Genomic DNA, 23785 nt, shown 5'->3' with positions numbered 1-23785 from the left:
CGGGCGTTGGGCCGAGGGGCTGCACGACAGGCGCGGTCCGGCTCGGCTCACCGCCGGCCGGCTCGGGTCACAGCAGGCCGAGCTGGGCGACCAGCATGGCCAGGACCACGACGAGGGTCCACCCGAGGGCGTGCTCGAGGATCTTCGGCCCGTCTTCCCCGGGGCCGCCGGTGCGGGCGCGGACAGGGGCCGTGGTGGCGGAGGTCGCGGTCATGGCTTCTCGCTCACGTAGTGCTGCAGTGGATCCCCGCCCCGCCGGCTCCCCGCCGACCCGACCACCTTGCCACCGGACCGGCCCCTCGCGGTAGAGAGCTTGGTCACGCGAACGCACCGGCGAGGTGCCAAAGGCCCGGGACTCCACCACGGCGCGCGGGGCTGTGCGTCTCCTCACACGGCCATGACCGGCCCGTCCGGGCAGCCACCGCGGTGGCCGGCCGCCGTCGAGCGGGTGGCCCCCTCGCGTGGTGAAGAGGGCCGCCCCGGGGCTCTAGCGGACGCCCACCGCCGTCAGCGCCTTGCGCTGACGCGCGGTGGGGTGCGCCGGGAAGTACAGGTAGCAGACGCCACCGGTGCCGGAGACGACCTTCCCGGACGCGTTGTAGCGCTTCGTACGGAGCCAGATGTTCTCGAACTCCCTCCGGGCATAAACGCGGCGCACCGCGTCGTCGCTCGGGGAGGCGGGGTCATGGGCGATCACGTCGCCGTCGGCGGTGAAGCCGATGACCGTCATCAGATGGCCCGAGGTCCCGTACCCCGCGCCGGTCAGCTCCGTCCTGAGGAACGACTGGGACGTCATGGCCGGGATGCCGGCGGCGATCAGCGTCTCCAGGTCGGTGAGCGAGCCGAGGCGGGTCACCACACCCTGGAGGTCCTTGTACGTCGCCGCGTAGGCTGCGTTGAAGGGCCAGTTGCCGCAGCCGTCGTACTGGTAGTCGAACGTGTAGCGGGCCGCGTGGCACACCTGCGGGTCCGCGTAGGACGGGTCCACCCAGGCGAGCTGCTCCGCCGTGGGCCTGCGTCCCCAGTACTCGATGATCATCTGCGAGGACGTGGGGCTGCACCAGGCCTCGCCGCCGTTGTCGTACTGCGGGTACTGGCCCGCGTGGATCTCCTGCGAGTACCGCGGGACCCGCAGCTCCCGGGCGAGGCCGGGCGTGGAGGCCGGGACGGTGAAGCGGTCGGGGACGTCGGAGCCCATCGCCCCGGCCCGCCAGACGGTGGGCGTGTGCTGCGTGCCCGGGGTCCGGTACAGCGTCAGCCGCAGCCGGTAGGAGACCAGGCGCAGGCCGGAGGCGGTGTCGTCGACGGCGAACGTGTCCGTCCAGATGCTGCTCCTGCCGTCGCTCTGGCCGTCGACCGAGGTCCGCCTGATGTCCTGGTCGCCGGCGGCCCAGCGGCCCATCACGTACCAGGGGGTGTCCGCGCCGTCGGAGTACGTCCCCGTCAGCTCGACCTGGAGCCAGGTGCCGGCCGGGGTGTGCGCGTTCCAGGACGCGATGACCTCGGTGGCCGGGACGGTGAGCCGGTGGACCGGGGAGGTCCAGGTCGCGTACTCCCAGGCGGCGGTCCTCTGGGTGTGCGGGTCGGTGTAGTCGGTGGTGCCGGCCGGGGTGGCGATCTCCAGCCCCGGACGGGCGCCGGCGACCGCGCGGGTGCCCCGGGCGGCGCCCGAGCGCCAGTCGGGGTACGAGGTCCAGGCGTGGAGGTCCACGAGGCTGTTCGGGGCTTTCGCCGAGCGCGTCGGAGTGGCGGCGGCAGCCGGTCCCGCTGCCCCGGCGGCCGCCGCCGCGACGGCTGCGGCGAGGACGGTTCTGCGGGACGGTTCGGAAGCTCTGGTCATGGGTGGTGACCCCCAGTTGTCCGGAAGGGGCGGTTCAACAGCACGGCTGTGGCCCAACTATGGATGCCGGAGGCCGGCTTCTGCCAGCACTTCGGGCCTCGCCGCGCCCACCAATATTGGTCGGGACCACTGGCACGACCTGCGCGTCCCCGAGCCGGCCGCCCTGGGCGTGCCGGACGCGCCGGGGCCCCGGCGCACAGGAGTGCCGTGCGCCGGGGCCCCCGACGGGGGGTCAGATGAGGTCCATGGCGGCGACCTCGTCGGGGCGGCCGTAGCTGACCGGCCCCTGGAAGCGGCGGCGCGCGGTGGCGAACCACCACACCGTGGCGATCACCAGCACCACGGCCAGGGCGATGGAGGCGTAGTTGAAGGTGTCGACGGTGATCGGGGAGGCCTGGGGCAGCATGAACAGCACGCTGCTGAGCAGGATCCAGACCACGGCGAGGATGCCGACGGGCCTGCTCCAGCGGCCGAGGTTCCAGGGGCCGGGCCGGAACTCGTCGCCGAGCCGCAGCCTCAGGAAGATCGGCACGGCGTAGGCGAGGTACAGCCCCACCACGTTGACACTGACGATCGCGGTGAACGCGGTGTGGGACCACCAGCCGGGCAGCACCAGGGCGAGCGAGCAGCCGACCGCCAGCCAGACGGCCTTCACGGGGGTACGGGTGCGCGGCGAGACCGAGTGCCACCAGCGCGAGCCCGGCATCGCGCCGTCCCGGGAGAAGGCGAAGATCTGCCGGGTGTTGCTGGTCAGATTGGCCAGACCGCAGAAGAGCATGGCGCCGATCACGATCAGCAGGATCACCTTCGCGGTACCCTCACCGAGTCCGTCCAGGAGGATCTGCACGGGCGGCGCCGAGGAGCCGGCGACCCGGTCGTAATCCTGGACGCTGTACACGAGCGCGAGCATGAGGACGAGTCCGGTGATCGCCGAATAGCCGATCGCCCGCATGATCCCCTTCGGCGCGTTGACGGTGGCCCGGACCGTTTCCTCGGACATGTGGAAGCTGCCGTCGAAGCCGGTGAAGGTCCAACTGGTGACCAGCAGACCGAGCATGCCCCCGTAAAGCCCGTTGGTGAAACCGGTGTTGTTCGCGAAATGAGTGACGAAAGACGCCGATTGGTGATCGTCGGGCATCACGACGAGTGTGCTCACGATCACGACGAGTCCGATCAGCAGCCACCACACCGAGATGCGGTTGAGCAGCGCGACGACCTGGACCGTGTAGGTGTTGGCGAGCCCCTGGAGCACGATGATCAGCGCCGTGATCAGGACCGTCTGGTGGGCTGTCGGCTCGTACGAGGACCACTGCAGCGCGATGAAGGCCTGGATGAAGGTGGCGGCCGCGTATCCGGTGGCGGCCGTTCCGCCGACCTGGCCGACGAAGTTCAGCCAGCCCGTGTACCAGGACCAGGCGCCCTTGTGCCGTTTGGCGAGTTTGCCCGCGGAGAAATAGAGGGCGCCGCTCGTGGGATAGGCGGAAGCGACCTCTGCCATGGCGGCGCCGATGAAGAGCACCATGACGGACACCCCGATCCAGCCGAATACGAGAATGCGCGGTCCGCCCGCGTTCATTCCGAATCCGAAAGCCGAGAAGATACCCGAGATGATGTTGATGATGGTGAACGAGATCGCGAAATTGTCGAACGCCTTGAATCGACGCGTGAGCTTTCTCGGATAACCCATCGCATGCAGCGTCGCGTCGTCGTCGAGCTCCGCGGGGACCTCACGGCCGCGTGCTCTCGTGCGAGGGGCCGTTATCCGTTCTGACACAACCGGACCTTTCCTGGGGGAAGAGAGATCTGCCGGGTGGACGGGGAAGGGCGGGTCAGGCGGCTCCGGGCACGGGCAGCCCACAGGACCGCCGGGCGCGGGACAACTGCTCCTCGGGGTCGCCGAACACGCACCAGGGCATCCTTGACGCGTAAGGGCCCATGGCCGTGAAGACGGCACGGGCCTCGAACTCTCGCTGCGCCATGAAGAGCGCGTGCGCCAGGTACGCCAGGTCGATCACCGGCGTGAACTGGTAGCCCGTCACGTGCGGAAGCCAGTTCTGGTAGATGCCGAGCGCCGTGGACCGCCACTGGGGCTGCTCCCAGACCCGGTCGGCCAGGAGCTGGGAGGGGTCGTAGCTCTCGACCAGGGCGACCAGCGGCAGCAGTCGCAGCGGGGAGGAGGCGGGCGCCCGCTGGCTCAGGAAGGCCGCGACGTCCCAGGCCGCGTTCACCGAGCCGCCGTGGCGGGTGAAGAAGAACGCCAGGAAGCGGTGGTGGCCCTCACGGTTCCACGGGTCGAGCCGCAGGATGTGCGAGAAGAGCTGCCAGGGGCCGGGCGGCGCGGTCAGCAGTCCCTGCGGGGCGGGTTCGCGGATCTCGTGCAGCCGGGCCATGGCCAGTTTCGCCACCGCAGGCGTCGGGTCGTACGGCGCCATCGCGGAGGCCCGGTCGCAGGCGGTCACGGCGATGCGCTCCAGCGCCTCGGCCCGCTCGTCCCGGGCGTCGGCGGCGCGCAGTGCCCGCAGGACGGCGACCCGCGCCCACAGCAGGCCGGCTTCCGGGGTCGGCTCCTCGGCCAGCCAGCGCTCCGCGAGATCGGAGTCGGCGGCCTCCGACGCCAGCACCAGAGAGCGATGGGCGCGCAGTCCGAAGTCCCGGCGCGACTCGGCCAGTGCCTCGTGCGCACTCAGATAGCGGCCGGCCCGCACGTCCGTGCACACACTCGCGAGCCTGCGGTCGTCGGCCGCCGGGTGCCACACGTACTGCCCCTCGAATAACCCCGTGGTCATGTTCCCCTGTCCGTCCCCGTACTACACCACAGCGGTGCTCCTGTGCCGCCCGTGCTGAATTTCGGTCAAGGGCCCGGCCGGCCCCGCACGGACAGCAAACCGAACACTACTCAGCATCAAGCAGGACAGGAACGCCACTTCCGAAAAGGCAGGTTGTACCCGTCCTGTCGCGAAGGCCCACGGGAATGGACGGACGCCGATTCGTTCAATTCGACACCATCCGCATTCCTCCGGATTCAACCGGTATCGACGGCTGTAGAATGTGCGACTGGAATATGCCACTCCCTCGATCCGCCCCGGGAACCACCATCGACGACCTCGCGTCCCGCATCCGCCTGCTGCCGCCCTCCTGCGGTCCCGTGCGCCTGCTCGGCGTCGACGGACACGCGGGCTCCGGGAAGACGACCTTCGCCGGGCGGCTGGCGGCGGCGCTCGGCGACGCACCCGTCCTGCACCTCGACGACATCGCCACCCACGAGGAGCTCTTCGCCTGGACCGGGCGACTTGATCGCGAGGTGCTCGGCCCCCTGAGCCGCGGCGAGACGGCGCACTACCGCCCCTACGACTGGCACGCGCGGCACTTCGGACCCGCCCGGACGCTCCCGCCCGCGCCCGTCGTCCTGCTGGAGGGGGTCGGCGCCGGGCGCCGGGCGCTGCGCTCCCGTCTGGCGGGGCTGCTGTGGATGGAGCTGCCCCGCGAGGAGGCCTGGGCCCGTGGGCGAGTACGGGACGGGGAGGCACAGGAGGCGTTCTGGGACGGATGGGTCCAGGCGGAACGCCGGCACTTCACCGAGGACCCCGCACGGCCGTTCGCAGATCTCCTGGTACGACAGTGCCCGCGGGGATACGAGGTGCTCCCGGGGCCTGCCGGGACCGACGGACCCGCCCGGATCCTCACTCACGGTGACGGACCGTCCGCTGTGTGCTGAACTTGTGAAGACCCTTACGGGCGAACCTGTCCGAGTGCCCCAACTCGGCTTGACCCAGGGGCCGTACAGGTCTTACGTTCTGAATGTGCGGCCTTTCGAGGTTGCCCTCAGACGCGAAGCCCCCGATTGTTCCCCCGTGATCGGGGGCTTCGTTCTGCCCCGGACCGGGTTTCCACCCGCTGCGAACCCTTGTTTGCTCACCCTGGGTCACCGAGAGCGAGTGCGCCCCGTCCGCTCCCGCCTCGCAGAACGGAGCGTGCGGCACCCTACGGCCCACCACTGCCCCGCAGGTACGATGCCTTTCGGTGCGACCATCGGACGGCTGCTCTGCGCACCGGGTCAACTCCCGTCCGCAGCACAGCGGTTCGACGAAGGCTGTCGGCGGGCACCGGCCCGTCGGCACACCCATCGGGGGCACGGTTTGTGGGGGACGTGATGGACTTCGGCACGCAGGGCCCACCGGCCCCGGCCGACCTCGCCTGGCTGCGAGGCGTCGACGCCTACACGATGGGCGCCTACCCGCAGGCGGAGGAGGAGTTCCGCGCCGCGGTCCGGATCGATCCCGGGATGGCCGACGGCTGGCTCGGACTGCACGCGCTGCGGGTGGACACGACCACCGCGCTGCTGCGCATGTTCCGCCACCGGGACCGCTTCGGCGAACAGCGCTCCCGTCACCGGCGCACCCTCAACTCCTGGTACTGGCTGGGCTGGTGGGTGCAGCCGGTGCTGGAGAGCCCGCGCGATCTGCTGCTGGCGCACGCCTCGCACTGGCTCGACGGCCGCCATGTCCCGGAGCTGGACCGGGCGCTGGCGAGCCTGCCGCCCGTCGACGCCGACCCGCAGGTGCGCTTCCTGCACGCCTGCCGCGCCTATCTGGTCAAGGACTGGGAGCAGTTGGTCCGGCACACGGATCCGCTGATCGACGACCCCATGCTGGGCATCGAGGCGGGCCTGTTCGGCGGGATGGCCCGGGTCCGGCTGGAGATGTACGGGCACGCGGAGCCGCTCCTGTCGTCCGCGCTGATGCGCTGCCGCAGCGAGCAGCCGCAGCGCAAGGAACTGCGTTACTGGCTGGCCCGGGCGCACGAGGGCACCGGGCGGTCGGCCGCGGCCCTGCCGCTGTACCGGGCGGTGCACCGGGTGGACCCCGCCTTCATGGACACCTCGGCACGGCTGGCGGCGATCTCCGAGGGCGACGGGTACGACGACGCGGCCGACTTCGCGGCGGTCACCCTCGCCGGGGCCGGACAGGACGTGCTGGAGGGGCCGGACGGTGTGGACCCACTCTTCGGTGCGGAGGGACGGGAGCTGAAGCTCTCGGAGCCGGATCCGCCGCCCTCGGGGGTGCTGCCTCCCGAGCGGGACGCGGTGCGGGAGAAGGCCGTGATCCCGGTGCAGCCGCCGCCGACCGGACCGACCGATCCGGCACTCCTGGAGGAGGCGCTCGCCGAGCTCGAGGGAATGGTCGGCCTCGAACCGGTCAAGCGCCAGGTGAAGGCACTGTCCGCGCAGCTGAACATGGCCCGGCTCAGGGCCGGTCAGGGCTTACCCGTGCAGCCGCCCAAGCGCCACTTCGTCTTCTCCGGCCCGTCGGGCACCGGCAAGACCACGGTGGCCCGCATCCTGGGCCGGGTCTTCTACGCCCTCGGACTGCTCGGCGGTGACCATCTGGTGGAGGCCCAGCGCGCCGACCTGGTGGGCGAGTACCTCGGCCAGACGGCCGTCAAGGCCAACGAACTGATCGACTCGGCGATCGGCGGCGTCCTGTTCGTGGACGAGGCGTACTCGCTCTCCAACTCGGGCTACGGCAAGGGCGACGCGTACGGCGACGAGGCCCTTCAGGTGCTGCTGAAGCGTGCCGAGGACAACCGCGACCACCTCGTCGTCATCCTGGCGGGCTATCCGGAGGGCATGGACCGCCTGCTCGCCGCCAACCCGGGCCTGTCCTCCCGTTTCACGACCCGCGTCGACTTCCCTTCGTACCGTCCCCTCGAACTGACCGCCATCGGTGAGGTGCTGGCCGCCGACAACGGTGACGTCTGGGACGAGGAGGCGCTGGACGAACTGCGCTCCATCAGCGGGCACGTGGTCGACCAGGGCTGGATCGACGAGCTGGGCAACGGGCGGTTCCTGCGCACGCTGTACGAGAAGAGCTGCGCGTACCGCGATCTGCGGCTCACGGGGTACCCCGGGAGCCTGTCGCGCGACGACCTGTCGACCCTGCGGCTGCCGGATCTGATGCAGGCGTACGGGGAGGTGCTGTCCGGGCGGGGGCCGCAGGATCCTTCAGCCCTGTGACGCCCCGGGGGCCCGGCTTGCGCTCGCGTGCCTTCGGCCCTCCGCCCCTCTCGTGCTGAGTCGGACGCACTGGACGCGTCCCCGGCCGGGCGGCGCCCGTTGAAGGCGGTACGCCTCCTGCCCCCACTGTCGCGCCGCCGGGTCAGGACCGGCCGCTGCTGCCGGGCGAAGTCGATGCCGAGCCGGTGCCTGCGACGTGGAAGCGGGCGGTGTTCTCCAACACCCGTCGAGGCTTGGCCTGTCAGCTGTTCCCCGTGCGGCTGGGCCCGGAACTGTGGGCAAGTGCCGCAAGCATCAGTGCTGATTCCGCATGGAGCGTGATGCGCACCGGTGTGAAGGTGGTGGCGTCCACCGGCGACTCCCCGGTGCCGGGATTGCGGGCGTAGCGCGGATGGGCGCCTCCGCTGATCTGCCAGCGTATGCGGTGACCCACGGCGAAGCGGTGGGCGGTGTGACTCATCGGCACAGTGATCTGCGACGGATCCTGCCCGGCCGTCCGCAGGCGGCCCAGCCCGTCGCAGATGTTGACGGAGCGGCCTTGGGTGTCCACGTCGCACAAGCGGGTGAAGACGTCGGCGTGGCCGGTGTCCGTGGAGATGCTCAGCCGTGCGGAGACCGGGCCGAGGATGTCCAGGGGCTCGGTCAGCGGCGGGCCGGTGAAGGTCAGTACGTCGTCCCGCGTCTCCAGGGTGCTGTTGTCGCGAGGACCGGCCGTACGGGAGAGCAGCGGTCCGCCGAGAGAGGGGGTGGGGTCGCTCGGATCGTAGCGGAACGACATGAGTGGTGCGGATTCCGTGGGAGCCTGCTGGGTGAGGTACCCCTGTGCGGTGGGAAACCACGGGCTGACGACCGTGGCCGGCGGCCAGTCGTCGATGTCCCGCCAGTCGTTTTCGCCGCCGACGTGTACGCGCACCCTTGTGGGACGGAGGTCGCAGGGATCGGCGTACAGGTGCGCGCGGAGCCAGGCGAGGCTCTCGGCGAACACCTCGGGCCACCCCTGCTGCAGCGCGGACGTGTGGGTCCAGGGGCCGACGAGCAAGGCGGTCTCGCACCCGGCCTCACGTAGTCGGCGGTACTGCTCGAAGGTCTGGTCGCCCAGCACATCGTGCCACCCGGTGATCAAACTGGTCGGCACCGTCAGCCGCTCCGCCGCCGCTGCCAACGACGCACCGCGCCAGTACGCGTCCTCGGCATCCGGGTGCGACATCACGCCGTCCAGCCAGGGCACATGGCCCCCGAGGGCGGACACGTAGGCCCCGCGCAGCGGCTGCGCGGTGGTGACATCACGCAGGCGTCGCTGCAGACGCAGGGTCGCCCTCACGAACGGTGCCATCCCCTGGTGCTGGTACGTCATACCGACGCCGACGGCGAGAGCGTTCTCCAGGCGGAGCGCGCCATGTGCGTGGAACAGTGCGTGAGGATCATGCAGCCCCACCTGCACCACCATCGCCTTCAGCTCCGGTGGCGGGTCCACGGCGAGGGCCCACTGCACGTATCCCAGGTAGCTGGGGCCGACGGTCCCCAGTGTTCCGTTGAACCAGGGTTGCTCGCGTAGCCAGGACACGGTGGCCCGGCCGTCGGCGGCCTCGTTGCGCCACAGGTCGAACTCGCCGCCGGAACCACCGGTGCCGCGGCAGCTCTGCAGCACCACGTGGAAGCCCTGTTCGGCGAAGAGCACGCCGTACATGGGGGACCACGGCAGGCCCCTGCCGTAGGGCGAGCGCACCAAGAGGGTGGGGAAGTCACCCTCGGCGCGTGGGAAGTAGTGGTCCGTGATCAGCGGGCTACCGTCGGCCGCCAGCACCGGCAGCCCCGGCTCCCACCCGACATCGTGCCGCTTGACCGGGAGGCCGCGCCAGGTCGCCCTCATGATCCGTGCGGCCAGTGGCGGCCTACCGGAAGGCGGTGCCCAGGTCGGCCTCGCCCCAGGACCGTGCGTGCGTGCTGCCATCGTTCCCCTCCTGTTTATCCGTACGATGTACGAGAATAAACCATGGTTGGATGCGACCCGCAAGGGCCGCCTCGATCAACGGAGGGAGGGTGGGCCATGCCGCGTTCACGCAAGGCCGGCACCCCAGGCGTCGACCCCGAGCAGCTCTGGCTGAGTTCCGCCCAGCCCCGCAGGGGCCGCAAGCCCTCGTACAGCCGAGAGGCAATCACGGCGGTAGCGGTTGCCTTGGCGGACGCGGAGGGGCTCGAAGCGGTCACCATGCGGAGAGTCGCCGCGGAGGTCGGAGCCGGCGCCATGTCGCTGTACAGCTACGCCCCCGACAAGGAGACGCTGCTGGAACTGATGGTCGACCACGTCAGCGGCGAACTGCCGGCCGAGAACACGCCCACCGGCGACTGGCGTGCCGAGCTGAAAGCCATCGCTCACCTCCAGCGCGCCCACATGCTGCGACACCCCTGGCTGCCCGCCGCTCTGGCCGGCCGCCGCACCCCCGGCCCCAACACCCTGGCCTTCCTGGAACGCGCGCTTGCCGCCCTGCGGCCCACCGGGCTGGACGGTGCGGCGAAGCTGGAGGTCTTCGCCCAACTCACCGCATTCGTGGCGGGGCACGTCACCCATGAGATTGCGGGGACCGCGGCCTTGCAGTCCCCCGACCGAGTCGCAGCCGAAGCCCGCTACCTCGCCGCTGTCGCCGCGGACGGCCGTCACCCGGAACTCGCCGAAGCCCTCGCCGCCCCCGGACGCCCCCTCACCCCCGAAGCCACCTTCACCCGGTTCCTCAACCGCCTGGTCGACGGCCTGGACACCGACTGATCCCGCTCCGCCGCACCGTGCCCGTTCTCACGAATGACCAGGTGCGAGAGTTCTGCGAACGCCTTGATGCCGCCCCACCGCACCGCTGGGGAACTCCAGCAAGATCCGTCCCACCAGGATTTCCTGTACCTCGACTACTCACACCCGTCGAACGCCGGAGGGGCTGGGTTCTCTCGTGAGAATCCAGCCCCTCCGGTCTTCGCGTGTGTCAGCTCGCCAGGGCCTCCTCCTGGGGCGCGCTCAGCCGCGGGTCCGTGACGCGGGCGGCCTGCGGAGCGTCGCGGTGGGCAGGGTCGCGGACCTCGCCCACCAGGAGCTCCAGGACGTCCTCAAGGGCGACCAGGCCGAGCACCTTGCCGGAGGCGTCGGCGACCTGGGCGAGGTGCGTCGCGGCGCGGCGCATCACCGTCAGGGCGTCGTCCAGCGGGAGTTCCGCCCGGAGCGTCGTCATGGGACGCCAGACGTGCTGCGGCACCGCCCGCTGGGACTCCTCGAGGTCGAGCACGTCCTTCACGTGCAGATAGCCCATGAAGGCGCCGTTCTCCGCGGCCACCGGGAAACGGGAGTAGCCCGTGCGGGCGGTGAGCGCGACGACCTGGCCGGGGGTGACCGAGGGGCCCACCGTCACCAGGGAGCCGGCGTCCAGCAGGACGTCCGTGACCGGGCGGGAGCCCAGCTCCAGCGCGTCCTCCAGGCGCTCCTGCTCCTCGGGTTCCAGCAGTCCGGCCTGGCCCGAGTCCTCGACCAGGCGGTTGAGCTGTTCGCTCGTGAAGACCGCCTCGACCTCGTCCTTGGGCTCGACCCGGAACAGCCGGAGGATCACGCGCGCGCAGGCGCCGAGGGCCACGGTGACCGGCCGGCACAGGCGCGCGAAGGCGACCAGTCCCGGGCTCAGCCACAGCGCGGTCTTCTCGGGCGCCGCCATCGCCAGGTTCTTCGGGACCATCTCGCCGATGACGAGGTGGAAGAAGACGACGAGGGCGAGCGCGATGACGTAACCGAGGGGGTGGATCATTCCCTCGGGCAGCCGGGCCGCCTCGAAGGCGGGCTCCAGCAGATGGGCGACGGTCGGCTCGGCGACCGCGCCGAGGGTCAGCGAGCAGACAGTGATGCCGAACTGGGCGGCCGCCATCATCTGCGGCAGGCGCTCCAGGCCGTACAGCACCTGGCGGGCGCGAGCGGTGCCCAGTGGCTCGATCTGGCTGCGCCGCACGGAGACGAGCGCGAACTCGGCGCCGACGAAGAAGCCGTTGGCGAGGACGAGCAGAACGGCGAACAGGAGTTGGAGCAGGATCATCGGACGCCCTCCGCGGCGACCGCGGCGTCCGCGGTCCTCACCAGCCGGACGCGCTCGGCGCGGTAATGGCCGACCTGACGGACCGACAGACGCCAGCCGTCGAGTTCCGCCTTGTCGCCGGGGGCCGGGATACGGCCGAGCAGGTCGGCGACCAGTCCGGCCACGGTCTCGTAGGGGCCCTCGGGCACGACGAGGCCTATGCGCTGGAGGACGTCGACCCGGCAGCTGCCGTCGACGTCCCACGCGGGCCGTCCGTCCTCCGACGGCGCCACCGCGAGTTCCGGCAGGTCCTTGGCGTCGTGCTCGTCACGGACCTCGCCGACGAGTTCCTCGACGATGTCCTCCAGAGTGACCACGCCGGCCGTACCGCCGTACTCGTCGACGACGACGGCGATCGGCTGCTGACTGCGGAGCTGCTTGAGGAGGGGTTGCACGGGCAGGGTCTCCGGGACGAGCAGCGGGGCCTGGGCGATCCGGCCGACGGGGGTGCGCAGCCGGTCGTGCGCGGGCACCGCGAGGGCGTCCTTGAGGTGCACCATGCCGACGATCTCGTCGATCCGCTCCCGGTAGACGGGGAAGCGGGACAGGCCGGTGGCCCGGGTGAGGTTGACGACGTCCTCGGCGGTCGCCGAGGACTGGAGCGCGCTGACCTTCACGCGCGGGGTCATGACGTGCTGCGCTGTCAGCTCGCCCAGCGACAGGGTGCGCACGAAGAGGTCGGCGGTGTTCTGCTCCAGGGCGCCCGCCCGGGCCGAGTGCCGGGCCAGCGAGACGAGCTCGCCGGGGGTGCGGGCGGAGGCCAGTTCGTCGGCGGGTTCGACGCCGAGGGCGCGCACCAGCCGGTTGGCCACCGTGTTCAGCGCGGCGATCACCGGACGGAACAGGCCGGAGAAGACGTGCTGCGGGCGCGCGACGAAACGTGCGACCTGCAGCGGACGGGACACCGCCCAGTTCTTGGGCACGAGTTCGCCGATGACCATCTGCACCGCCGAGGCGAACAGCATGCCGACGACCACCGCGACGCCGGGGACGGCGCCTTCGGGGACGCCGATCGCGGTGAACGGCCCGTGCAGCAGCTCGGCGAGCGCCGGTTCGGCGAGCATGCCGACGACGAGCGAGGTGATGGTGATGCCGAGCTGGGTGCCGGAGAGCTGGAAGGACAGCTCCTTGAGCGAGTCCACGACCGTACGGGCCCGGCGGTCGCCGGCGGCCGCGGCGCGCTCGGCGTCGGGGCGGTCCACGGTGACGAGCCCGAACTCGGCCGCGACGAAGAAGCCGTTGGCGAGAATGAGCAGGAACGCCGCCCCGAGGAGCAGCAGGGGGATGGTCATGATGCCGCCGCCTCGCTGGGTCGGGAGGGGGCGGCGCAGGTACTACAGGACGATCCGTCCATCGCTGGAGGGAATCACTCCTCGGGTAGCAGGAGCCCCTGGGAGCCGGTCGGCACCACAGGGGCGGAGGCGCAACGAAAACGCCTCCGTCACCAGATTAATCAAGACACGGGCCGGTACGTCAGGGGAGGATCCCCGAGTCGGCCCCGATTGCCTGTGAAACGGCTCTCGGTCTACCCCTCCGGCTGCCCGGGGTCGTGGACCGAGCGGGTCTCGGCGAGCGCGCGCAGGGCGCGGGCGTCCTCGACTGCCCGCTGCCTGGCGATGCCGGGCTGGATGCCGAGGGCGGGCAGGCTGGTGCCGTCGCTGAGGTCGAGGAACACCCAGGGGTCGCCGGGACGGAGATTTACCTGGATGATCTCCGGCCAGGACAGGCGCCGCCTGCTGACGATGTTGACGACGGTGACCCCGCTCTCGTCGGCGACCACCTTGGGCCGGGCGAGCAGGACGAGCACGGCACACAGCAGCGCCCCGGTGAGGACGAAGCTGAGGCGCTCGCCCGGGCTGAGCTGCTCCAGGAGCATCGCGACGGTGGTGATCACCACGAGGATCGCGACGCCCGCGGTGAGCAGCACGGCCCGGGTGCGGGACGGCCGGAAGGTGACGGGGAGGACGGGCAGGTCCGTCATGGGTGTGGTCCGTCCTCCGGTCAGAGCCGGCAGGCGTGGATGGCGGTGGTCAGGATGGCCCGCGCGCCGAGCTCGTACAGGTCGTCCATGATCCGCTGGGCCTCCTTTGCGGGAACCATGGCGCGGACGGCGACCCAGCCCTCGTTGTGGAGCGGCGAGATGGTGGGCGACTCCAGACCCGGGGTGAGCGCGACGGCCCGCTCCAGGTGCTCCGCGCGGCAGTCGTAGTCCATCATCACGTAGGTCCGGGCGACCAGGACGCCCTGCAGGCGGCGCAGGAACTGCTGGACCTTCGGTTCGGCGTTCTCGTCCACGTCGCCGCCGACGCGGCGGACGACGACGGCCTCCGACTTCATGATCGGCTCGCCGAAGACCTCGAGGCCCGCGTTGCGCAGCGAGGTGCCGGTCTCCACGACGTCCGCGATGACCTCGGCGACGCCGAGTTCGATGGCGGTCTCGACGGCTCCGTCGAGGTGGACCACGGAGGCGTCGACGCCCTTGTCGGCGAGGTACTTGTCGACGATGCCCTCGTACGAGGTGGCGACGGTCATGCCGGTCAGGTCCTCGACCGTGGCGGCCGTGCCGGGCTTGGTGGCGAAGCGGAAGGTGGAGCGGGCGAAACCGAGCGGGAGGATCTCCTCCGCGTTGGCCCCGGAGTCGATGAGCAGGTCGCGGCCGGTGATGCCGATGTCGAGGCGCCCGGAGGAGACGTAGATCGCGATGTCGCGGGGGCGGAGGTAGAAGAACTCGACCTCGTTGACCGGGTCGACGATGCGCAGTTCCTTGGACTCCCGGCGCTGCTGGTAGCCGGCCTCATGCAGCATCTCCGCCGCAGGGCCTGACAGGGAACCCTTGTTGGGGACGGCGATGCGCAGCATGAGGTCGGCTTCCTTCGTTCGTTCGTGCGTACGGAGCGGGAGCGGGGTACGGCTCAGAGGTGGGCGTAGACGTCGTCGAGGGTGATGCCGCGGGCGACCATCATCACCTGGACGTGGTAGAGCAGCTGCGAGATCTCCTCGGCGGCTGCTTCCTTGCCCTCGTACTCGGCGGCCATCCACACTTCGGCGGCCTCTTCGACGACCTTCTTGCCGATGGCATGAACCCCCTTCCCGACCAGTTCGGCGGTGCGGGAAGTGGCGGGGTCGCCGCTGGCGGCCTTGTGCTGGAGCTCGGTGAAGAGCTCCTCGAAAGTCTTCTTGGACATGGTGCTGCCTACCCTACGCGCAAGCGTCCGTGCCTCAGCGCCAGGGTTCGGACACCGAGCGCAGCGTGGCCGCTGTGGCCACGGCGGCGGTGACGGCCTCGTGCCCCTTGTCCTCGCGGGAGCCCTCGATGCCCGCGCGGTCGAGCGCCTGCTCCTCGGTGTCACAGGTCAGCACGCCGAAGCCGACTGGGACGCCGGTCTCGATGGAGACCTGGGTCAGTCCCTGGGTGACGCCCTGGCACACGTACTCGAAGTGCGGGGTGCCGCCGCGGATGACGACTCCGAGCGCGACGATCGCGTCGTAGCCGCGGCCCGCGAGGACCTTCGCGACGACCGGGAGCTCGAAGCTGCCGGGGACCCGCAGGAGGGTCGGCTCGTCGATCCCCAGCTCGTGCAGGGCGCGCAGCGCGCCGTCCACGAGGCCGTCCATCACCTTTTCGTGCCACTGTGCCGCGATGACCGCGACGCGCAGGTCCCCGCAGTTGCGTACGGACAGTTCGGGTGCACCCTTGCCGCTCACGTCTCTCCTCAGCGTTCTGTTCGTGCTCTTGTGCTTCTCGTGCTGTTACTGGCTGTTGCAGGCGGACACGGCGGCCGTGTCCAGCCAGGGCAGGTCGTGCCCCATCCGGTCCCGCTTGGTGCGCAGGTAGCGGAGGTTGTGCTCGCCCGCCTGTACGGGCATCGGCTCCCGGCGGACGACGTCGAGGCCGTGCCGGACGAGTGCCTCGCTCTTCTCGGGGTTGTTGGTCATCAGGCGCAGGCTGCGGACGCCGAGGTCCTGGAGGATCTGCGCGCCGGCGGCGTAGTCCCGGGCGTCCGCGGGCAGGCCCAGTTCCAGGTTGGCGTCGAGGGTGTCCCGGCCGCGCTCCTGGAGTTCGTAGGCGCGCAGCTTGGACAGCAGGCCGATGCCGCGGCCCTCGTGCCCGCGCAGGTAGACGACGACTCCGCGGCCCTCGGTCCGGATGGCGCGCAGGGACGCCTCCAGCTGCGGGCCGCAGTCGCAGCGCAGCGAGTGGAAGACGTCGCCGGTGAGGCACTCGGAGTGGATGCGGACGAGGACGTCCTCGCCCTCGCCGATCTCCCCGTGGACGAGGGCGACGTGCTCGACGCCGTCCACGGTGGAGCGGTAGCCGTACGCGGTGAACTCGCCGAAGGCGGTGGGCAGCTGGACCTCGGCCTCGCGGCGCACGGTCGGCTCGGCGGTGCGGCGGTAGGCGATCAGGTCCTCGATGGAGATGATCGTCAGGCCGTGCTTGCGGGCGAAGGGGATCAGCTCGGGCAGGCGCAGCATGTGGCCGTCCTCGCCGGCGATCTCGACGATCGCGCCGGCGGGGCGCAGGCCGGCGAGGCGGGCGAGGTCGACGGCGGCCTCGGTGTGGCCGTTGCGGACCAGGACGCCGCCGGACCGGGCCCGCAGCGGGAAGATGTGGCCGGGGCGCACGAAGTCGCCGGCCTCGGAACGGCCGTCCGCGAGCAGCCGGAGGGTGGTGGCGCGGTCGGCCGCGGAGATGCCGGTGGTCACGCCGTGGGCGCCGCTCGCGTCGACGGAGACCGTGAAGGCCGTCTTCATCGACTCGGTGTTGTCGTCGACCATCTGCGGGAGCCGGAGGCGGTCCAGTTCCTCGCCCTCCATGGGCGCGCAGATCAGTCCGCGGCATTCGCTCATCATGAAGGCGATGATCTCGGGGGTCGCCTTCTCGGCCGCGATGACGAGGTCGCCCTCGTTCTCGCGGTCCTCGTCGTCGACGACGACGACCGGGCGGCCGGCCGCGATGTCGGCGATGGCCCGCTCGACGGGGTCGAGCGCGAAGTCCTCGATGTTGTCGGTGCTGTACCAGACGGGCGCCGTGGTCATGCCGGGGCTCCTTCGAGAGTGGGCTGCGGGCTCCGACGGGAGCGCAGCCACCAGTCGCGCAGGCCCCACAGGACGAGCGCGCCGTAGACGACGTAGACGAAACCGGAGAAGGCGAAGCCGTTGGCGAAGTTGAGCGGGACGCCCACCAGGTCGACCAGCAGCCAGGCGAACCAGAACTCGACCATGCCGCGCGCCTGGGCGTACATGGCGATGATGGTGCCGACGAAGATGTACGCGTCGGGCCACGGGTCCCACGACAGCGTCGGGTAGGCGGTGAAGAGGCCGCCGACCGCGAGGGTGCCGACCGCGGCGCCGCCCGCCAGGTACGCGCGCTCGCGCCAGGTGGCGAAGCGTACGGCGACGGAGCCGTCCTGTGCCTGTCCCCGGCCGCGGTTCCACTGCCACCAGCCCCACAGGGCGACGGCCATCACCACGAGCTGCTTCCCGGCGCTGCCGGAGAGGTGGGCCGTGGCGAAGGCGGCGAGGAGGATGACGCCGGACAGGAACTGGACGGGCCAGGTCCATATCGAGCGGCGCCAGCCGAGCGCGAGGGCGATCAGACCGATCGTGTTGCCGATCATGTCGGACCACCTGATGTGCTGGCCGAGGAGCGTGAATGCCTCGGAGTTGAGCCAGTTCACGATGCCGCCCCCTGGACGCCGGGCCGTGCGGCCGGCTGGTCCGCCCGCGCGCCGAGCAGCCGCTCGACGTACTTGGCGATGACGTCCACCTCCAGGTTGACCGGGTCGCCGGCCTGCTTGAGGCCGAGCGTGGTCAGCGCGAGGGTGGTGGGGATGAGACTGACGGTGAAGTGGTCGGGGGCGGCGTCGACCACGGTGAGGCTGATGCCGTCGACCGTGATGGAGCCCTTCTCGACCACGTAGCGGGAGAGGTCCGCGGGGAGGGAGATCCTGACGATCTCCCAGTTCTCGGAGGGACTGCGCTCCAGGACGACGCCGGTGCCGTCGACATGGCCCTGCACGATGTGCCCGCCGAGACGCGCGCCCACGGCGGTGGGGCGTTCGAGGTTGACGCGGGAGCCGACGGACAGGGCGCCGAGACTGGAGCGGTCGAGGGTCTCCGCCATGACGTCGGCGGTGAACTCGTCGCCCTCGTGGTCCACGACCGTCAGACAGACGCCGTTGACCGCGATGGAGTCGCCGTGCTTGGCGTCCTGGGTGACTACTGGTCCGCGGAGCCTGAAGCGGGAGGCGTCGCCGAGGTTCTCGACGGCGGTGATCTCACCCAGCTCTTCGACGATTCCGGTGAACACTTCCCGGGTCCTCCCTGCCTCTTGGGGCACGGACTCCGGGGCCTGTCGATGACGACAGAATCAACGGACGACGACATCAGGGGCGACGCCGGACGGAGGCCCGGCCGCTCGGAAACGGCACAGACCTACTACGGCGGCGTGCATGATGCCCGCCCGCCGCGCACTGCCTCCCATCCGGACTTTCACCGTCGGTCCAGGAATTTCACCTGGTCAACCGGCCACTGGATGCGGCCGGGTCGCGGACTGTAACCGCCGGTTCGGAATTACACCGACCCCGGAGTGCGCTGCTTCTGGTACAGGGCCAGTGTGCCACGCCTGATCGACGTCCAGACGGGTGAGTCCCTGTGGGCTGGCTCACAGGAGGTTTCCCTGGACTTGTCTGCGTGTACCCGGGCAGGTGAACGGCTGTACGGCGAGGTCGGCCCGCATTGGTCCATACCTATTGACGCTTTGGTCTAGTCCTCTTAGGGTCGGCGATCACGACCTCGTCGAGCCCGCCCCCACAGCGACCCGGCGGCGGTGACGGAGGCCCTTGCCCCGCCGCCGGGTCTCCCCACCCGGGCCGCTCCGGCCCGCCGCGGCGTCGGCGGGCCGGAGCGGGCGCGTCAGTGCGGCAGGGGGGTCCGCGGGCGGGCCCCCGGGGCGAACACCTCGTCCTGCGCGCCGTCGCGGGCCGTCAGGAGCGCCCCGCGCAGAACCGCTCCGCCGCCCAGCGCCCCGGCCCGCACCTCGGTCGGCAGCGGCGACATCCGGACGAGCCGCCGCGCGACCCGGGAGGCCAGCGCGTCCCCGCCCGCCTGCCCGGTCTCACCGCCGAGGACCACGCAGCCGGGGTCCAGCACCGCGATGACGGACGCGGCGCCGATGGCGATCCGGTCGGCGAGGACGTCCAGGAAGCGCGCGGACTCCGCAGCCTGTGAGGTGGCCACGGCCCGGCTGACGAGCGCCGCCGCGTGCGGCTCGTGCGCGGCGGCGTCCGCCGTGATGCCGTGCCCGGCCGCGAGCGCCGCGATGGCCGCGGACCCCGCCAGGGAGTGGAATCCGCCCTCGCAGTCCGTCGCCGAGGGGAGGATCCCGGTGCCGGGGACCGGGAGGAAGCCGATCTCACCGGTGCCGCCGGAGGCGCCGCGGCGCAGGGCCCCGTCGAGGACGACGGCGGCGCCGGTGCCGAGGCCGAGCCAGAGCAGGACGAAGGTCCGCCGGTCGCGGGCCGCGCCGTCGCGCTGTTCCGCCAGGGCCGCGAGGTTGGTCTCGTTCTCCACCAGGACGCGGGCCGGCAGTCGTTCCTGGAGGGCCGCGACCAGGCGGCGGTGCCACTCGGGCAGCCCGGAGGAGTCGCGCAGTTCACCGGTGGCCGGGTCGATCAGGCCGGGCGCGCCGATGCCGACCGTGTGCAGCCGTTCCGCGCCCGCCTCCTTGGCCGTCCGCTCGACCAGCGCGACCGCCTGCTCCACGGCGGCCCCCGTGCCCGCGTCACCGGCGATAGGGACCGACGCCCGGCCGAGTTCCACGCCGAGCAGGTCGGCGACCACGACCGTCACCCCCTCGGTGCGCACGTCGAGCGCCGCAAGGTGGGCCCGGTCGGCGACGATCCCGTACACCCGCGCGTTCGGGCCGCGCCGCTGCTCCCCGGACTCCCCCACGACCGCGACCAGTCCGGCGGCGGTGAGACGTTCGACCAGGTCGGCGACGGTGGGCCGGGACAGTCCCGTGAGCTGCTTCAGCCGGTTCGCCGTCAGGGGGCCCTCCTGCTGGAGGAGGCGCAGGGCGAGCCGGTCGTTCATGGCCCGGGCGGTGCTCGGAGATGCGGGCATGCCGGGATCCTTCCAGATAGGGAGGGCACACGGCCCCGGGCCACCGGGCCCTGAATCGACTATTTATCAGGCAGGCTTCCTGATAGTTTACGGCGACAGCGCGGGAGGACGTCCGGGAGGGACGGCGGCAGAATGAGTGAAGTGGTCTACAGCAAGCGCGAGTTGAAGCGGGCACGGTATGCCGTGGCCGCCGTCTTCGCGGTGCACGGCGCGGTCGTCGGCTCCTTCGCGACACGGGTGCCGTGGATCCAGGACCACGCCTCGATCGGCGCGGGCCAGCTCGGCATCGCGCTCGCCTTCCCGGCCGTCGGCGCGTCCGTCGCGATGCCGCTCGCCGGCCGGATCAGCCACACCTTCGGTGCCCGTACGGCGCTGCGCGGCCTGCTCGCCCTGTGGACGCTGTCCCTGGTCCTGCCCGCCCTCGCGCCGAACCTGCTCACCCTGTGCCTGGCCCTCTTCACGTACGGCGCCACGGCCGGCATGGCGGACGTCGCCATGAACGCCCTCGGGGTCGAGGTCGAGAACCGCATGGACCGGTCGATCATGTCGGGGCTGCACGGCATGTGGAGCGCCGGTGCCCTGATCGGATCGGCGGCCGGCACGCTCGCCGCGCACCTGGGTTCGGACGCGCGTGCGCACCACGTGCTGGCGTCGGCGGTGCTGACCGTGCTGGGCCTCGTCGCCTGCCAGTGGGTGCTCGACCTGAAGCCCACGGAGGACGAGGAACCGCCGCCGCGGTTCGCGCTGCCGCCCAGGTCGGCGCTGCTCATCGGCGCGGTCGGGTTCTGCGCGGTGTTCGCCGAGGGCGCGAGTCTGGACTGGTCGGCGGTCTACCTGCGTGACCAGCTGGGCACCTCGGCGGGACTCGCGGCCGCGTCCACCACCGGCTTCACGCTCACCATGGCGATCGCGCGACTCGCGGGCGACGCGGTCGTGGACCGCTTCGGCGCCGTGCGCACCGTGCGCGTGGGGGGCGTCCTCGCCACGCTCGGCGGGCTGCTGGTGGTCTTCGCGGGGAACCCGGCCGCGGCGATGGGCGGGTTCGCCCTGATGGGCCTCGGGATCGCGGTCGTCGTGCCGCTGGCGTTCGCGGCGGCGGGGCGCAGCGGCCCCAACCCCAGCCTGGCCATCGCGGGTGTCGCCACCATCACGTACACCTCGGGGCTGGTCGCGCCGAGCGCCATCGGCACGCTGGCCCAGGCGACCAGCCTGATGGTGTCCTTCGGTCTGGTCACGGTGCTGGCTCTGGCGCTCGTCGTGTTCGCGGGCGTGCTGCGCGCCGGCGACCGCAGGACGGCGCAGGTCAGTCCCGCGAGCGAAGCAGTTCCCGGCCCACGGCCCTGAACCGCTCGCTCCACGGGGTGGGGCGCAGCGTGCCGGCGTCGAGCCGGACGAGGACCCGGCTGCCGTGCGCGTAGGTCACGGCACCGTCGGCCGAGCAGAAGCGGAAGCCGTACGTGAGGCCGGTGGTGCCCAGCCGTTCGAGCCAGAGGTGGACGGCGTACGCGCCGGGCCGGTTCACCGGGGCGTCGTAGCTGATGCGCAGTTCCCTGACCGCGTTGCAGAAGTCGCCCGCCGCCTCCCAGTCGCCGTCGAAGCCGAAGCCGCGCTCCTGCCACAGCGCGGTCCAGGCGCGCTCGACCATGACCGGGTAACGGGCGTTGTGGAGCAGTCCGAGCGCGTCCAGGTCGTCGAAGTGGACGGTGACGGGGACGAGCCGGCCGTCGATGGGTGCGGGCGTGGCGGGTGGTGCTTCGACGGTCACGGGCGGGGCTCCTGAGAGTGCCGGACGGGGCGGTGGGACCGTTCCATACTAAGCAACCGCTCAGGGCTGTCCTCCGGTGCGGTGCAGGTCAGCCCGCTGCCGAGTCCGGCTGCTCGTCGCCGCGGGTCCGCGGCGGGCCGTGGGACCGCGTGACCGTGTACCGCCGGACAGCCGTGACAATGGTCCGGACACGTTCACGGACGAAGAAAGCGAAGCCTCACCATGGATCTCGGCGTGCGCTGGAAACTGCACGGTGACGGGCGCACGCCCGCACCCGGAGCGGTGGTCCGCCCCGACGAACGGCTGTCGTGGCCCCGCACGGCCGGGCTCGGCGCCCAGCACGTGGTCGCCATGTTCGGAGCGTCCTTCGTCGCACCGGTGCTGATGGGGCTCGACCCCAATCTCGCGATCATGATGTCCGGCGTCGCGACGGTGATCTTCCTGCTCGCGACCCGTGGCCGGGTGCCCAGTTACCTCGGCTGTTCCCTGTCCTTCGTGGGCGTCGCCGCGGTGATCCGCGCGCAGGGCGGCACCAGCGCCACGGTGACCGGCGCGGTGTTCGTGGTCGGCGCCGCGCTGTTCCTGGTCGGTCTCGCGGTGCAGCGGTTCGGGGCCCGGATCATCCACGCGGCCATGCCGCCGATCGTCACCGGCGCGGTCGTCATGCTGATCGGCTTCAACCTGGCACCCGTGACGGCGACCACGTACTGGCCGCAGGACCAGTGGACGGCGCTTATGGTCATGCTGTTCACCGGACTGGCCGTGGTGTGCCTGCGCGGCTTCTGGTCCCGCGTGGCGATCTTCCTCGGCCTGGTCTTCGGCTACGCGGTCTCGTGGGTCTTCGACCGCGTCTTCGGGCGGATCCACTCGGCGGACGCGAGCGGCAAGATCACCGACCACTGGCGCCTGGACCTCTCCGGGGTCGGCCGGGCGGACTGGGTCGGTCTGCCGTCCTTCCACGGCCCGAGTTTCCAGTGGTCGGCGATCCTGGTCGCGCTGCCGGTGGTGATCGCGCTGGTCGCCGAGAACGCCGGCCATGTGAAGGCGGTCGGCGAGATGACCGGCGAGACGCTGGACGACAGGCTGGGCACCGCGATCTCCGCGGACGGTGTCGCCTCGATGCTCTCCACGGCGGTCGGCGGCCCGCCGAACACCACCTACTCGGAGAACATCGGCGTGATGGCCGCGACCCGTGTCTACTCGACGGCCGCCTACTGGGCCGCCGCCGGTTTCGCGCTCCTGTTCGGCCTCTGCCCCAAGTTCGGCGCGGTCGTCGCCGCCATCCCCGGCGGCGTCCTCGGCGGCATCACGGTCATCCTGTACGGCATGATCGGCCTGCTCGGTGCCCAGATCTGGCTCAACGCGGGCGTGGACCTGCGCAATCCGCTCAATCTGGTGCCGGCCGCCGCGGGCATCATCATCGGCGTCGGCAACGTCACCCTGACGTTCACCGACACCTTCTCGCTGAGCGGCATCGCGCTCGGCACCCTCGTCGTGATCACCGGCTACCACGCCCTGCGGGCCATGGCACCGGCCCACCTCAAGACCCAGGAGCCGCTGCTCGACTCCGGCACCTCCTCCTACGACGAGGGCTCCGCCGCGGACGCGAAGGCCCGGCACGCCGGCTCCTAGGGCCTGTCGTTTGGATCAGGCCGGCTGTGACCGACGGTTCGTCCTGATCGACCCGAGCGGGGTCTGGCGCGTGCAGCTGCAAGGCGCAGGAGGGAGTCGACGCGGAGCGTCGGCGACCGACGACAACGCCGCAGATGTGCGCGCCAGACCCCGCGACGCCGGCCTGATCCAAACGACAGGCCCTAGTACTGCAACGGTGCTTGCCGTGACTGCTGGCCATCTCGCTCGTTGGGGTGGTTATGGGTGGGGACCTTGCTGGTGTCAGGTTGTGGGCGGGTGAGCTGGACGCTCTGCATGAGCGGTTCGTG

21 protein-coding genes and 1 riboswitch are annotated in these 23785 nt (G+C 71.3%); of the genes, 5 read left to right on the top strand and 16 right to left on the bottom strand.

All coding sequences use genetic code 11. From position 1 onward, the window contains the following. Positions 1 to 67: 67 nt before the first annotated feature. The 4 genes from AC0ZLC_RS31250 to AC0ZLC_RS31235 form a co-directional block, all read right to left on the bottom strand. A complete protein-coding gene (locus AC0ZLC_RS31250) occupies positions 68 to 214 on the bottom strand; it encodes an SCO1431 family membrane protein (protein ID WP_358852656.1) in 147 nt (48 codons plus the stop codon). A gap of 273 nt (positions 215 to 487) precedes the next feature. Then, entirely contained in the window at positions 488 to 1840 is a 1353-nt protein-coding gene (locus AC0ZLC_RS31245; RefSeq protein ID WP_476755304.1) for a peptidase C39 family protein, read from the bottom strand. Positions 1841 to 2072: 232 nt separating this feature from the next. Beyond that, the gene (locus tag AC0ZLC_RS31240; RefSeq protein ID WP_476755303.1) at positions 2073 to 3614 is read right to left on the bottom strand and encodes an amino acid permease; all 1542 of its coding nucleotides are present in this window, start codon (positions 3612 to 3614) and stop codon (positions 2073 to 2075) included. 55 nt (positions 3615 to 3669) lie between these two features. Next, positions 3670 to 4626 (bottom strand): hypothetical protein, encoded by a 957-nt coding sequence (locus AC0ZLC_RS31235; RefSeq protein ID WP_476755302.1) that lies wholly within the window; start codon positions 4624 to 4626, stop codon positions 3670 to 3672. Positions 4627 to 4901: 275 nt separating this feature from the next. On the opposite strand from AC0ZLC_RS31235, the gene AC0ZLC_RS31230 reads away from it, so the two are divergent. Further along, the gene (locus AC0ZLC_RS31230) at positions 4902 to 5555 is read left to right on the top strand and encodes a uridine kinase family protein (RefSeq protein WP_476755301.1); all 654 of its coding nucleotides are present in this window, start codon (positions 4902 to 4904) and stop codon (positions 5553 to 5555) included. A gap of 435 nt (positions 5556 to 5990) precedes the next feature. Next, positions 5991 to 7853, top strand: a complete 1863-nt coding sequence (locus AC0ZLC_RS31225; RefSeq protein WP_476755300.1) for an AAA family ATPase — start codon at positions 5991 to 5993, stop codon at positions 7851 to 7853. Positions 7854 to 8094: 241 nt separating this feature from the next. Here the strand turns inward: AC0ZLC_RS31225 and AC0ZLC_RS31220 are convergent, their stop codons facing one another. Beyond that, positions 8095 to 9723 carry a CocE/NonD family hydrolase gene (locus AC0ZLC_RS31220; protein WP_476755299.1) on the bottom strand — a complete coding sequence of 543 codons (1629 nt, stop codon included), beginning with the start codon at positions 9721 to 9723 and terminating at the stop codon, positions 8095 to 8097. A gap of 177 nt (positions 9724 to 9900) precedes the next feature. Between AC0ZLC_RS31220 and AC0ZLC_RS31215 the strand changes: the two genes are divergently transcribed. After that, the gene (locus AC0ZLC_RS31215) at positions 9901 to 10617 is read left to right on the top strand and encodes a TetR/AcrR family transcriptional regulator (RefSeq protein ID WP_476755298.1); all 717 of its coding nucleotides are present in this window, start codon (positions 9901 to 9903) and stop codon (positions 10615 to 10617) included. Between the two features lie 208 nt (positions 10618 to 10825). Here the strand turns inward: AC0ZLC_RS31215 and AC0ZLC_RS31210 are convergent, their stop codons facing one another. From AC0ZLC_RS31210 to AC0ZLC_RS31165, 10 genes are all read right to left on the bottom strand, one after another. Beyond that, complete coding sequence (locus AC0ZLC_RS31210; protein WP_476755297.1) at positions 10826 to 11914, bottom strand: hemolysin family protein; 1089 nt, start codon at positions 11912 to 11914, stop codon at positions 10826 to 10828. After that, complete coding sequence (locus tag AC0ZLC_RS31205; protein WP_476755296.1) at positions 11911 to 13245, bottom strand: hemolysin family protein; 1335 nt, start codon at positions 13243 to 13245, stop codon at positions 11911 to 11913. Before AC0ZLC_RS31205 ends, AC0ZLC_RS31210 begins: the two co-directional genes overlap by 4 nt. A gap of 233 nt (positions 13246 to 13478) precedes the next feature. Beyond that, positions 13479 to 13934, bottom strand: a complete 456-nt coding sequence (locus tag AC0ZLC_RS31200; protein WP_476755295.1) for a PH domain-containing protein — start codon at positions 13932 to 13934, stop codon at positions 13479 to 13481. A 20-nt stretch (positions 13935 to 13954) separates the two neighbouring features. Further along, positions 13955 to 14812, bottom strand: coding sequence for an ATP phosphoribosyltransferase (hisG, locus tag AC0ZLC_RS31195; RefSeq protein WP_476755294.1), 858 nt, complete (start codon positions 14810 to 14812; stop codon positions 13955 to 13957). A gap of 53 nt (positions 14813 to 14865) precedes the next feature. Continuing rightward, complete coding sequence (locus AC0ZLC_RS31190) at positions 14866 to 15138, bottom strand: phosphoribosyl-ATP diphosphatase (RefSeq protein WP_121404457.1); 273 nt, start codon at positions 15136 to 15138, stop codon at positions 14866 to 14868. Between the two features lie 34 nt (positions 15139 to 15172). Beyond that, a complete protein-coding gene (ribH, locus tag AC0ZLC_RS31185) occupies positions 15173 to 15658 on the bottom strand; it encodes a 6,7-dimethyl-8-ribityllumazine synthase (RefSeq protein ID WP_358852666.1) in 486 nt (161 codons plus the stop codon). A 45-nt stretch (positions 15659 to 15703) separates the two neighbouring features. Then, positions 15704 to 16993, bottom strand: a complete 1290-nt coding sequence (locus AC0ZLC_RS31180) for a bifunctional 3,4-dihydroxy-2-butanone-4-phosphate synthase/GTP cyclohydrolase II (RefSeq protein ID WP_476755293.1) — start codon at positions 16991 to 16993, stop codon at positions 15704 to 15706. After that, complete coding sequence (locus AC0ZLC_RS31175) at positions 16990 to 17634, bottom strand: nicotinamide mononucleotide transporter family protein (RefSeq protein ID WP_476755292.1); 645 nt, start codon at positions 17632 to 17634, stop codon at positions 16990 to 16992. Before AC0ZLC_RS31175 ends, AC0ZLC_RS31180 begins: the two co-directional genes overlap by 4 nt. Further along, positions 17631 to 18266 (bottom strand): riboflavin synthase, encoded by a 636-nt coding sequence (locus tag AC0ZLC_RS31170; protein ID WP_476755291.1) that lies wholly within the window; start codon positions 18264 to 18266, stop codon positions 17631 to 17633. Before AC0ZLC_RS31170 ends, AC0ZLC_RS31175 begins: the two co-directional genes overlap by 4 nt. A 156-nt stretch (positions 18267 to 18422) precedes the next feature. Beyond that, a riboswitch (FMN riboswitch) is annotated at positions 18423 to 18553 on the bottom strand. A gap of 318 nt (positions 18554 to 18871) precedes the next feature. Next, complete coding sequence (locus AC0ZLC_RS31165; RefSeq protein ID WP_476755290.1) at positions 18872 to 20080, bottom strand: ROK family transcriptional regulator; 1209 nt, start codon at positions 20078 to 20080, stop codon at positions 18872 to 18874. 132 nt (positions 20081 to 20212) lie between these two features. Here AC0ZLC_RS31165 and AC0ZLC_RS31160 point away from each other — a divergent pair, with 132 nt between their 5' ends. Then, entirely contained in the window at positions 20213 to 21424 is a 1212-nt protein-coding gene (locus tag AC0ZLC_RS31160) for an MFS transporter (protein ID WP_476755289.1), read from the top strand. Here the strand turns inward: AC0ZLC_RS31160 and AC0ZLC_RS31155 are convergent. After that, positions 21384 to 21845 (bottom strand): acyl-CoA thioesterase, encoded by a 462-nt coding sequence (locus AC0ZLC_RS31155; RefSeq protein WP_476755288.1) that lies wholly within the window; start codon positions 21843 to 21845, stop codon positions 21384 to 21386. The two genes, AC0ZLC_RS31160 and AC0ZLC_RS31155, sit on opposite strands and share 41 nt — an antisense overlap. A 222-nt stretch (positions 21846 to 22067) precedes the next feature. On the opposite strand from AC0ZLC_RS31155, the gene AC0ZLC_RS31150 reads away from it, so the two are divergent. Next, positions 22068 to 23477: a uracil-xanthine permease family protein gene (locus tag AC0ZLC_RS31150; protein WP_476755287.1), complete on the top strand. Its 1410-nt coding sequence runs from the start codon at positions 22068 to 22070 to the stop codon at positions 23475 to 23477. Positions 23478 to 23785 lie beyond the last annotated feature (308 nt).

Source organism: Streptomyces sp. GLSS-08, from assembly GCF_056387915.1.
Note: the sequence above shows the minus strand (reverse complement) of the source record. Positions and strands in the feature narration are given on the sequence as shown.